Raw genomic sequence first — 12,231 nt, 5'->3', positions numbered from 1 at the left:
GCAAGGCCCCTGCCTGCCGTTTCTGCTTCCATCCGCTCTTCGATCCTCCATGCATCGCTTCAGTCTGCTCAAACGGACGTGTTCAGGAACTTTTCATTGAACACGATCGCCAATGCTCCGATATAGCGGATTCTACCGCTGAGCTCCGAGTGAACCAGAAAGCCGTCGCGGTACTGTGCGTCATTTTCCCGGTAAGCCTGCACAAAATGTTCGCGGAAATACGGGATCTCAAACATATCCCCATAGTAGATCACATTGTCCGGTGCAAGAACCGTCGCCGCATTGGCAATATTTCTTGTAAAACATTCCAGTACCCGGTCGAAAATCCGGTACAGTTCCGGATCGTCCACTGCCGACCATTCCCGGATCGATGTCTCGGTGATTTTTTCAGGATCTCCGCCGCACCATTTCCACAATTCCGGCATGGACTCTTTCGTACACACCGCTTTCACCTGTTCTGTGATCCCGGATGCGGAAACCAGCGTTTCCAGACAGCCGCGTTTCCCGCAGGTACAGAGTTTTCCGTTCTTATCCGCAACCACGTGGCCGAGTTCCGAAGCCCTTCCCTTCCGGTTATCGTAGATTCCGCTGTCGATCGCGATCGCAGATCCCACGCCGGGCCCCCATTTGACAAACAGGAGATTGTCCGCCTGACGGCCCACACCAAAGGTCAGTTCCGCTTCCGCAAAGGCCTTGACGTTGTTCTCCACGATCACCGGAACATCCAGCAGTTTTTCCAGAATCCGGCGGACCGGAACCTCGTCCTTCCACACACGGATGGCGAGAAGGCTCGTTCCGTCCTTTCTGCGTACCGCCCCGGGGATGGAAACACCGACGCCGAGTACGTGTTCCATGTTTGCCTTCTTCAGAAGCCGCTTCAGTTCCCCGGCGCACCGGGCAAGAAAAACCTCCGGCGCCTCGCGGTCATCCGTGGCAATCACGGTTCCGCACAAAAGCTTTCCGCGAAGTGTGGACACCGACAGGAATGTCTCGCCGCCTTCGATGGTAATCCCTCCGGTGGCCGCATACGTTTCATCGATTCCGACCAGAATCTTTTTTCTTCCGACCCGTTTCTCCTCGTTCATTTCTCCCATCTCCCGAAGAATTCCCTCCTTCAGAAGATCACCGCAGATCTGCGTGACTGCGGCAGGTGTCAGGCCGAGTTCCCCCGCAATATCCTTGCGTGCCATCGACCCGCGATTGTTCAGAAGACGCAGGATCTCTGTCCGGTTTGAATTTTTAAGATTGTTAAGGTTCATTCCAGCATATTCCACAATCTTATCTCCCCCTGCCATAACATACTTTATTCAGTATAACGCAAAAGGCGGACACCGGTCCATGGCGAAAACCGATGTCCGTCCCCTGTCTCTGTCAGCTCATGCCGGCAGAGATCAACTGCATTTTCATTCTTCAGAATCGGCAGACACGGATTCCGAGCATATGTCCCAGAATCTCCAGTTCTTCCGCACACTTTCCGTAAACTACCGCATAGTGCGGTTCCCATCCTTCCAGCACCGCGTTCTCTACCAGCTCCCTGCACGGGCTTTCCGTCTTTACAACGATCGACGTGCCGCTGAACTGCTTCGGCTTGTCCATCACCGATCCCTCCGCGATAAAGAAACGGAACGATCCGTTCTCATCTCTTCCGACACGGAAGATGGTTGCCGCATCTGCCTTCTCACATCCGAATTCCATCGTCGGTCCGAGCTTGCGGTTCGGATGGACGCCGACTTCCGCCCCGGTATCCTTTCTCGCCAGATCACACGACGCCATTCCGCAATGCCAGAATGTGACGCTGTTCTCCTTCTCGTCAAGCGAAACCGGATCACCGAAAAAACAGGAATTTCCGGTAAGGCTGCGTCCGATAAACATGGACAGCGCCCCGTAGGTGTCGGACTCGCAGCTTGCGCAGACGCCCATTGCATTCAGAAGCGACAGCACCATGCAGACCGGTGTACCGAATTCCGTGAAGAAATCCGGCCAGCATCTCGACGATACCGCTCCGACGTGATTCTCCGTGACATAATCTTTATACGCCTTGTAAAGACGTGCAAAATCCTTCACATTCTTTTCCGGCGTCCTGTCCAGACCGGTCACCTGCTTTCTCGCTTCCTCGAGATACGGAGCACATTCCTCATCCGTATAACGGAGCGCCTTTCCGATCAGTTCTCTGGACTCAATGGATTCGAGGCAGGCACCGAACACCGACATCATGTCCGCATCCAGCGCGCGCCCGAAGCCGAATCCCTGCGGTGTATGGCCGATGGAGACAAGCTTCAGTCCCTGCAGCTCCTTTTTCGTCTTTGCCGCGCGTACCACCGCGGATACTTTGGCTTCCACTTCCTTTTCCTCCGGCGCGCCGAAAATGTACTCAAACGGGCGGTCTTTCCGGAACGCACGGATCGCGTTGCCGGCGGAAAATGCTCCGGTCAGCGAGTTCAGCCGGAGACGTCCTCCGTCGATCACCGGTTCCCGCAGTGTCCACAGGAGAATCGGACAGCGGAATCGCCGAAGGATCTCGCTCGCGTATGCCGCATTTGCAAATGTAATATTCTGGAGAATGATCAGATCCGGATCTAAGCCGTCCAGATACCGATCCAGAAGATCAATCGAAAGAAGCATTTCGTCCGGAACACGGATCTCCGGATCGATTCTCCGCAGGAGCGCAATCGATTTTTCAAACTGTTCCTGCGCACTCTCCAAATGAAACGTTCCGACTCCGATCGGAACATATGCTGCCTGAAAACTCATTGTCTTATTCCTCACATTCCGTTCAGATCAGGCTTTCCGCCTGTTCTGTCTCTCTGGTACTCATTTCCTGATGAAGTTTCTCGATCTCCTCCGCCTGTGCGGCATTCAGCGCCTCAACTTTCTTGTTGATGCGAATCATCGAAGCGACCAGAATGACCGTGATAATCAGAATAATCAGAGAGATCGGCCGCTTAAAGAAGATCAGGTAATCCCGGTCATACGACATCATGGATGTCACGAAATTCGTCTCCATGATCTTCGCAAGAATCAGTCCGAGAAGCATCGGAATCGCATCAATCTGAAGAACTTTCAGAAGATAGCTGAATACCAGAAGCGCGGCGCAGAACGCCATCTCTTTAAAGTTTCCGGTACCGGCAAATGCTCCCGCAAAGCAGAACAGCATGATCGCCGGTGCAAGATAGGTGTAGCGCACCTGGACAACCTTTGCGACAAGTCTTGTCATCACCTTTCCGAGAGGATACAGAAACAGATTCGCCACAAGACATCCGACAATGATGGTGTACGCCTGCGTAGCCTGTTTGGTGAACATATTCGGTCCCGGCTGCAGACCGTGAAGAATGAATGCGCCGAGAAGAAGTGCCGTCACGCCGTCTCCCGGAATTCCCATGGTCAGAAGGGGGATCATCGCCGATCCAACCACTGCATTGTTCGAGGACTCTGCCGCCGCAATCCCCTCAAGACATCCTTTTCCGAACTGTTCCGGATGCTTTGACGTCTGTTTTACCTGATTGTAGCAGAGGAACTGCGCTACTCCGCCGCCGACGCCCGGCATCGCGCCGATAAAGGATGCGATCAGCGTAGAGAGCGTGCACGCCGGAAGGATCGACTTCATTTCCCCAATGGTCAGCCCTCTCTTGTCAATCTTTGTCGCCGAACCCATATCTCCGCCGGACACCTTGTATTCCGACAGCTTCTCGCAGACCTGCTTCAGCGCAACCAGCGCGATCATCGCCGGAAGCATATCGATGCCGAACTGGAGAACCGGGATGCCGAATGTGAATCGCGCAACACCGGTCACCGCATCGACGCCGACGCTGGCGAGGAGAATTCCGAACAGTCCCGACAGAATTCCCTTCGGAAGGGAATTGCCGCTGACGCCCGCCAGAAGTGAAATACCGAGCACCGCCATGGAAAAATATTCCACCGAGGTGAACTTGTTGACAAACTGAGCGATGGGCGCGGAGAGCAACAGAAGCAGCGCCGCTCCGATAATTCCGCCGAACGATGAGGAAAACAGCGAAGTGTCAAGCGCCTGAAGCACTCTTCCCCTCTTTGCAAGGGGGTATCCGTCAAATGTCGTCGCAATCGCCGAGTTGGTTCCGGGCGTATTCAGTGTGATCGCACTGATCGATCCTCCGTACATTCCGCCCACGTATACTGCCAGAAGCGAAATGATCGCGGTGGACGGATCCTTGATGCTGTAGGTCAGCGGCAGAAACAAAATGATGCCGAGCGTTACGGAAAGCCCCGGAATGCATCCGATGACCATTCCAAGAAGCATTCCGCCGAAAATGACCGCAATATTCTGGATCGTGAAGACGGCAAGAAACGCCTGCGACACATAATCAAAATAGCTCATGTTCTATCCCCTTTCCGTCACTTGAGAAAACTGAGAAGTCCTGCCGGAAGAGAAACATGGAACACATTCAGGAACAGCCAGTAAACAAAGAAGACAAACAGAATCGTGTAAATATAGATAAACGGCTTGCGCTCTCCCTCATACCACTGTATGAAGCAGAAAGCGAGAATGCCTGCCGGAACGAATCCGATCACACTGGTTCCGATCACGAACAGAACCAGAACGGCAATGAGGACAAGCTCGTGTTTTTCATTGTTCCAATCAAATTCATAGATATGTTCTTTGTGGAAAACCAGACTCTGGATCAGCAAAATAACACTGCAGATCAGAATGCCCACAAGGCAGATTCCGGGAATAATTCTCGGGCTCGGGGCGCCCGAATCCCACATCGGAAGACGTACCTGAGTCGGCATGATCAGGAGCATGACGATGGAAAAGATTCCCATCACAAGTCCCGCGGTGAGGTTCGTTTTGATTTTGAACTTCATGTGTCTTTCCCTCTTTCAAATGCATTATTGAATACCTGATTCAACACGGAAGTCAGGTCCCGGCATTCCCGGAAGAACGGACCGGGACCTGACATGGTTACCGTATTCGTCCCCGCGATGCTTTGCGCAGCGCGGGATGAGACCGGCAGGCGGAACGAAGATCCGTTTTCCGCCCGCTTCCGGGTCGGCGGCCTGATTCCATACCATCATGGATCCATACCGCCGCCTGAAAAACCGGATAGCCGGATTACTTGCCGCTGAGCTGTTTGAATGCCTCTACCGCTTTCTTGCAGGCATCCTCATAGTGCTGAACATCTTCTTCACCGTATACTTCATACTTGTTCAGAAGGATGGAGCTGATGAACTCGGAATACTCGTCGGAAGCCCAGACATCCTTCGCAACCTGGATCATCGCATCCTCCCATTCCTTGGAAGCGCCCTTTCTGACTGCCAGAGAGCCGCCTGCCGCGAGAATGGAACCGGTGTAATCCTTGGAAGCATCCAGCTCCTTTGCCTTGGTGTCGCCGGCTACCGTCGGAACCGCGAGATCTCCCTTCGGTCCCTTGAATCCCTTGAACTCACGATCGGAGAATGCAAGGATCGGAACCAGATTGCCCGCTTCCACATCTTCCTGGGCTGCCTGTGTCGTTCCGACAAATACATCAACCTCGCCGTCGGTAAGTCCCTTCTTCTGAGCCGCACCGCCGTCATACGGAACAACCATTACCTTTCCGCCTTCCTGTGCGAGAAGAGAGCCGAGTGCCAGATGCGGATCGGACAGCGGATTTCCGCCGGACATCTTGATGCCGCCGTTCTTGGACTTATCGAGAATGGTCTCGAGAGTCTGATCCGGTGTGGTGTAGAGAATCCATGTTCTGTCATCGATGGTTGCGATCGGACGGATTTCATTGCGGTCGAAATCAACCACTTCTGTCTGATACTGCTTTCCAAGGTCATGACGGTAGGCAACGCCGTAACCGTATACCAGAAGATCGGTTGTGTTCACATCCTCCTGAGAAAATGCGGTTGCCGCCGCAAATCCGTCACCACCGGTCTGCTGCTCCACGATAAAGTTGTATTCCGGATGAAGTTTGGTCGCTACTTCCGCATACTTTCTGCCGATGATATCCGCAGTACCGCCTACGCCGTAGGGGCAGATGATCTTAACGGTTTTTCCGCTTCCCGCTGCCGCCGCTTCTTTGGACTCCGCAGCCGCCGTTGTCTCCGCTGCTTTGGACTCCGCTGCCGCGGTTGTCGTCTTGCTTCCCGCAGAAGATCCGCAAGCTGCAAGTGCCGCTGTCATCGCCGCTGCCATAACTCCTGCCAAAACCTGTTTTTTCATAGTTCCTTTTCCTCCTCTAATGTGTGTTTTACTATCATTTCCCTGTGTTCCGCCGCCGTTATCCATTCGGCAGAGCAATCATTTCAGAAGCAGTGTCACGCCTGAGACCGCAAGAAGAAGATAGGTCAGGATCATGAACACCTGCTGACTCATCCGGTGGTACAGGATGCTTCCGATCTTCATCGCAGCCAACAGAAACGGAACCGCGATCAGCAGTGTGCCGATCAGTCCCGGATTCCAGTATCCGCTCCGGATATCATCGATCAGTACGATGGAGTTGAGGACGATCCACACGGTGGAAATCGTCGCCCGGAACGAATTCTTGTCCGGAAGCTTTCTGGTCAGATAACTGATCAGAAGCGGTCCGCCGGAGACAAAGATTCCGTGGACAATGCCGGCGAGCGGAAGAATCAGATAGAGCAGCGGATGATCCGGCCGCATCGGATTCTTCTTTCCCCGGATCCGGCCGATCAGGCCCTGAAGACCCAGAATGATCACAAACACGCCGAGTGCCCGAATGAGAAACTGTTCTCTCCCGGCAAATAATCCTTTGATGTAGATTCCAAGGAAAATGCCGGCTGCCATGATCAGAACAATCGTCCTCACTTCTTTCCACTGAACCTGTTTCTTCTGTTCCAGAAAGACATAGACGCCGCTCAAAAGACCCAGCACATTGAGAACCGGTTTCGCCACCGGGTATCCGACCAGCATCAGACTGAACGGCATGGCCAGAATCGTACCGGCAAATCCGGTGATGCCCTGCATGATATTGGCAAGCAGGATCACAGTGAAAAATAATAAATAATTTAATACAGGCATAACGTACCATCAGGCTCCATACGTTCCGCGGATTTTCTCAAACAGATCCGCGTATTTCGAACGTTTCCGGTAGAACACCGGCGGAAAGCCGAGTTCTGCGCCTACCACATTGTTTCCCTTTCCGTATTCTCTGCCGGTCCAGAGATGAATCCATTCATCGTCCGGAAGATAGACGTCCCATTCTTTCCGTCCTTCCTTCCAGACCGGCGCCGCAAGGAGATCCCGTCCGAGAAGATACTCGAACTGTTCGGTATAACACCTCTCATCCCCCTCATAGTGGAGAAACAGCGCCCGCTGAACCGGCAATCCTTTTTCATGGTTTTCGCGGACCGCCTCCGTGACGTAAGGCGACAGCATCCGGAAAATCCCGGTCAGTCTCGCCATCCGCCGGATTCCGTCCTCGTCATCATAAAACTGATAACAGTCATCCGGGCGGTTTCCCTCATGTGTTCGCATAACCGGCGTGAACGCCGCCATTTCTGCCCAGCGGAAGAACACTTCCTTCGTCCGCACATTGCCGAACAGAGATGTATATCCCCCGATGTCACTGTGATGAAGACCCATTCCGGTCATGCCGCAGCTGAGCGCCGCCGCGATCACCGTGCAGAGACCGTCATGTCTGGAAAAGTCAACCGACTGATCTCCGGCCCACATCAGGGTGTTGTATTTCTGGCTTCCGGTTCCCCCCGCCCGCATGAAATAGACGATCTTTCCGAGGTTCCCGGTCTCTTTTACCGCCTCATAGTTGCATTTTGCCCACAGCATCGGCCACCGGTTGTGCTCGATCATCGCCGGCTTTCCGCTTGTGAGGACAATGTCGTCGGTCGGAAGATATTCTCCGAAATCCGCCATCCAACCGTCGATTCCGATGCCGATAGAATATGTTTCAATGATCCCTTTGAACCAGTCAAAGGCCTCCGGATTCGTCAGATCGACCACGCCGCAGTCAAATTCACCGAAATCGACCAGATAGACCGATCCGTCGGACTTTCTGGCAAAATATCCTTTTTCCATTCCTTCCCGGAACAGCATACCGTCCTTCACCAGATACGGATTCACATATCCGAGGAACCGGATTCCTTCGCGGTGGAGTTCCCGGATCCGCTCCGGAAGATCTCCGTACATCTCCGGGTGGTAATGCCAATCCCACTGGAGCCGTTTTCCGAACGTGGTCACGCGCTTTCCGCACCAGTCCTGACACCAGACGCCCGCGAGTCCGACACCGCCGGAACGGACTTTCTCCGCAATCCCGAAGCTCCGCTCGCTGCCGCCCTGGACTCCGAGTATCAGTCCGTGACGGGTCCATTCCGGCAGTTCCGGCTGTCTTCCGAGAAATGCCGTCTCTTTTTTCAGAAGTTCCGGAAAACTGTCCGCCGACTCGATCCGGATCGAAGCGGGCACTTCCCAGATCTGAAGTTCATGATACTCCGGACTCCGGAAATCAAAATCCGCATACGCTGTCGTCTCCGCGTGAAGATAGTATTTCCGCGAAGAGACAAAGGTCGTTTCGGGAAAACTTGTGTTGTAATAATCTCCCCCGGCCCGGTTTTCCACATCGCTCCGCCAGGTTACATACGTCGTCTTGTCACGGCCGACTCCCGTCTCTCCGGTCCACAGCGGAAAATGTCTCCCGCGAAGATCAAAATACGAAAGCTGTTCGCCGCATCCGTAGACATGTTCTCCCGGCTCAGCTGCCACACGGATCCAGAACCGGTTGATCTCCGGATTCCTGCTCCGGAACCGGATCACGGAACAGTCGTTGTCCGCCTCGATTCTCCCCTCGATCTGTCCCCCGAAATCCAGAATCAGAGCCCCGTCTTTTTCTTCCGAATGCAGAATCGGAAGTGCGACTCTCTCTTCCACCCGATCTTCGATCTTAAAATTTCCGCGGTACATTTCCACCTGTTCCGTTCCGTGTCCCGCGAAAATCATCGGTTTCTCATCGGACGCCTCCAAAAGAACCTTTCCGTGATCGGTCAGGCGAAAGGTACTTCCTTTTGCAAAGATCTCCATTTATACCTCCGTCCGTCAGTATTTCAGTTCCCTGTTCGGCCCGATCACTCCGCCGACTGCCCCCTGCTTCATCAGCGGTTCCCGTTCCGGATGAGCGATAACCCATTTGTTCTTCTGGAGAAGAAGCTGTCCTTCTTCATCCACCGGAATCTCTTTTTCGAGCGGTGTGTTTGTACCTTTCGGAAGAATCACCACGCCGCGGAACCCCTCATCCGTCACTCTGCACGGAGACAGATGTAGCGTCGTCTGATACATCTCAATCGCGGTTCCCTTCGGAACAAAGAAAACCTGCACCTTTTCCGCATCATAGGTATTGTTTTCGATATCCCACACATGCCCGAGACAGAGCATAAAATCGGTCACGGCGATGTTAATCTCGCTTCCCTTGTGATACTCAAATCCGTTCAATGTGGTGTTGCGGCCGTTGCAGTAGCCGATCTCGATCGGCATACCGCCGTAGATCAGGTTCTTCACCCTGTCTGCCACGGAAAACGTTTCCATCTCCTCCACCGATACCACATAGACATTGCCGTTTTCCGGAATCGGTGTTTTGTGTTCCATATAGTCGGTGATCTCCGAGAAATCATATCCCCGGATCACTCTCCCGTAGGTCCTGAATGCCTCGCGGTCCAGAACCGACCGGATCACCACGTCATTGACTTCATTCAAATGTTCCAGTATTCCCATCGCTCAGGCCTTCTCACTTCGAATCACTTTGACGGTTGCAGAGAAATCTTCTTTGCCGAATCCCATCTCCATCGCCTTCTCGTAGACGCGGACCACGTTCATCTCGCCCGGCATCGGAAGACCTTTATCCTCGGCAAGTTTTTTGCAGATGTGAACGTCCTTGTTCATATTTTCGATGGAAAATGCGGTCGTGAAGTCATTTTTCTCGATGACATCCTTTTTGCTGTCGAGATAGAAGTTCTGTCCGCCTCCATAGGAGATTGCGGTCGCAAAGGTCTGAATGTCGATTCCACATACCGCCGCAAGATTGGACACTTCATTTACGCCATTCTGGATCTGGCCGACCAGCGCGTTATGAAGAATCTTCATCGTAATACCGGTTCCGTTCTTTCCCATACGGATCACATTTTCACCCATGTAGGAGAGAACCGGTTTGACGGAATCGTAGAGCTCCTCGTCACAGCCGACATAGATTCCGAGTTTTCCCGCGATCGCCGCCGGTTTGGACTTAACCACCGGAGCATCGGCAAACTGCGCACCGGTCTTCTTGACCATCTCCGCAATCTCCACGGAAACACCGGGATCAATGGTACTCATATCGATGCAGATCTTACCTTTGCCGAGTTTCGGAAGAATCTCCGTATAAACCGCTTTCGAGTGCTCCGACTTCGGAACCATGGAAATGATTACGTCCGACTTCTCCGCCAGCTCCGCATTGCTTTCGCAGGCTACCGCACCCTCGGCGGCAAGCTGGTTCACCTTTTCCGGAACCATGTCATAGCAATACACCGTATCATTATGTTTCTTTACAATATTCGCACACATGGACTCGCCCATGATTCCGAGTCCGATAAATCCGATCTTCATGTCTTTTGTCCTCCCGTCCCGGACAGCTGAATCGCTTCGACTGTCTGAGATGTTATTCAAATTCTGAAAGGTTACGGTTCCGAAGGATTCCTTCTCACTCCGTGGCGGTATGATCCCAGGCATCACAGAATGTTCCGAGCCCCTGCGTCGTATATGCGTGATGCTGTGCTGCCTTGTACACCGCAAGACCTGCCGTCACAATGTCCGCTCCGGCAACCGCGCAGTCCACGATCTGCTTCGGGGAACGGATCGCCGCACAGATGATCTGTGTCTTTCCGTACCAGCCGTAGTTTTTATAGATATCCACAATGTCCTTGATATAGCGCTTGCAGTCCTCGCCGTTATCCTCTTTCCATCCGATGAACGGGGAAACAAAAAGGGAACCTGCTTTTCCGGCAAAGATCGCCTGCGCCGGAGCAAAGACAAGGGTCAGATTGGTCCGGATGCCCTTTTTCTCCAGTTTTCTGGCCGCCTCGATTCCGAACTCGGTTGCCGGAATCTTGATCGCAAAGTTCTGGGAAATCGCCGCATATTTTTCCGCTTCCGCTACAATCGCATCTGCCGTATCAAGATGCGGGTTGACCTCGATGGAAACCGGGAACTTATCGATTCCATCCAGACCGTTCTGCCGGATCCACTCGGCGATGTCTTTGATCGCCGTAACAAACGGTTTGCCGCTCAGCATGATGTGTTTCGGATTGGTCGTAACACCATCAATTCCGAACGTCTTATACGCATAATCGATCTCGTCTAACTTTGCGCTGTCCAGATAAAACTTCATTTCCCTACATCCTCCTAAATGTTTAATTAAGTATATTAACTAATAACTTGTAAAAAAATCCGGTCACCTGACCGCTATCTGAAGTATATAGTAGTTATGTATATAAGTCAAACCTTTCTGTCGTGAAATATAGTACAAATGCACATGACTTATTTTGTGTAATCTGCCGTTTTTATTTTTTTATGTATCTTTTGCACATTCCATACTTCTTTTGTAAGTTTTGTATCGTGCATATCATGCACAATCGTTCCTGCTGCCTGTGTCTTTTCCGGAACCATCGTCCGTAAGAAACCTTCGGCTCCATAACAAAAACGCAGCGTCCGGGGATTTCTCCCTCAGACGCTGCGTTCCCATTTCGTTCTTCTCTTCTGTTCCGGATTCCGTCCGGTCTTCTCCGCCATACGGGGCGAAGCGTATTCTCAGACTCCTCAGCCGAGCAGACTGGTTACCTTCTCGCGGAGCATCTCCGGATTAACGGCACCGACGATGTTGTCCACCACTTCACCGTTCTTGAAAAACTTAAAGTTCGGAATCGACATAACACCGTACTTCTGAGCGATCTCGCCGTTGTCGTCGACATTGATCTTCCCGACCTTGACCTTTCCGTCAAACTCTTCCGCAAACTTCGCAACAACCGGCGCCATCATCTTGCACGGACCGCACCAGTCGGCATAGAAGTCAACCAGAACCGGAACATCACTCTTTAATACTTCTTCCTCAAAATTCTTCGAATCAAATTTATATTCCATGTCAAACCTCCTTGGTGTGAAATGATTTTACGTTGTGCACAATTTAATTATACAAAATTTTTAGGCCCTGTCAACCGGTTTTCGAAATTTCTCTGCCGATTTTCCGCCGCACACGGGATCTCTTTACCGCTTTG

11 protein-coding genes are annotated in these 12,231 nt (G+C 52.5%); all 11 read right to left on the bottom strand.

Translation table 11 applies throughout. The features are described from left to right. Positions 1-68: 68 nt before the first annotated feature. The gene (locus BR86_RS0102410; protein WP_031471414.1) at positions 69-1,274 is read right to left on the bottom strand and encodes an ROK family transcriptional regulator; all 1,206 of its coding nucleotides are present in this window, start codon (positions 1,272-1,274) and stop codon (positions 69-71) included. A 136-nt stretch (positions 1,275-1,410) separates the two neighbouring features. Further along, positions 1,411-2,751, bottom strand: a complete 1,341-nt coding sequence (locus BR86_RS0102405; protein ID WP_031471413.1) for a fucose isomerase — start codon at positions 2,749-2,751, stop codon at positions 1,411-1,413. Between the two features lie 22 nt (positions 2,752-2,773). Continuing rightward, entirely contained in the window at positions 2,774-4,351 is a 1,578-nt protein-coding gene (locus tag BR86_RS0102400) for a tripartite tricarboxylate transporter permease (RefSeq protein ID WP_051684531.1), read from the bottom strand. 17 nt (positions 4,352-4,368) lie between these two features. Beyond that, a complete protein-coding gene (locus BR86_RS0102395; protein ID WP_031471411.1) occupies positions 4,369-4,839 on the bottom strand; it encodes a tripartite tricarboxylate transporter TctB family protein in 471 nt (156 codons plus the stop codon). Positions 4,840-5,086: 247 nt separating this feature from the next. Continuing rightward, a complete protein-coding gene (locus tag BR86_RS0102385; protein ID WP_031471409.1) occupies positions 5,087-6,181 on the bottom strand; it encodes a type 2 periplasmic-binding domain-containing protein in 1,095 nt (364 codons plus the stop codon). Positions 6,182-6,259: 78 nt separating this feature from the next. Further along, a complete protein-coding gene (locus tag BR86_RS0102380; RefSeq protein WP_031471408.1) occupies positions 6,260-7,000 on the bottom strand; it encodes a sulfite exporter TauE/SafE family protein in 741 nt (246 codons plus the stop codon). A gap of 9 nt (positions 7,001-7,009) precedes the next feature. After that, positions 7,010-9,013 carry an alpha-glucosidase gene (locus tag BR86_RS0102375; protein WP_031471407.1) on the bottom strand — a complete coding sequence of 668 codons (2,004 nt, stop codon included), beginning with the start codon at positions 9,011-9,013 and terminating at the stop codon, positions 7,010-7,012. A 15-nt stretch (positions 9,014-9,028) separates the two neighbouring features. Further along, positions 9,029-9,700 carry a DUF4867 family protein gene (locus BR86_RS0102370; protein WP_038287609.1) on the bottom strand — a complete coding sequence of 224 codons (672 nt, stop codon included), beginning with the start codon at positions 9,698-9,700 and terminating at the stop codon, positions 9,029-9,031. A gap of 3 nt (positions 9,701-9,703) precedes the next feature. Then, the gene (locus BR86_RS0102365; RefSeq protein ID WP_081843967.1) at positions 9,704-10,690 is read right to left on the bottom strand and encodes an NAD(P)-dependent oxidoreductase; all 987 of its coding nucleotides are present in this window, start codon (positions 10,688-10,690) and stop codon (positions 9,704-9,706) included. Further along, positions 10,662-11,348, bottom strand: coding sequence for a transaldolase family protein (locus BR86_RS0102360; RefSeq protein ID WP_031471404.1), 687 nt, complete (start codon positions 11,346-11,348; stop codon positions 10,662-10,664). The genes BR86_RS0102365 and BR86_RS0102360 overlap by 29 nt, the downstream gene beginning before the upstream one ends. A 428-nt stretch (positions 11,349-11,776) precedes the next feature. Further along, the gene (gene trxA, locus BR86_RS0102350; protein WP_031471403.1) at positions 11,777-12,097 is read right to left on the bottom strand and encodes a thioredoxin; all 321 of its coding nucleotides are present in this window, start codon (positions 12,095-12,097) and stop codon (positions 11,777-11,779) included. Positions 12,098-12,231 lie beyond the last annotated feature (134 nt).

It is taken from the genome of [Clostridium] aminophilum DSM 10710 (assembly GCF_000711825.1).
In the GTDB taxonomy this organism is placed as follows: Bacteria; Bacillota; Clostridia; order Lachnospirales; family Lachnospiraceae; genus Clostridium_R; species Clostridium_R aminophilum.
This window is presented reverse-complemented; position numbering and strand designations above follow the sequence as displayed.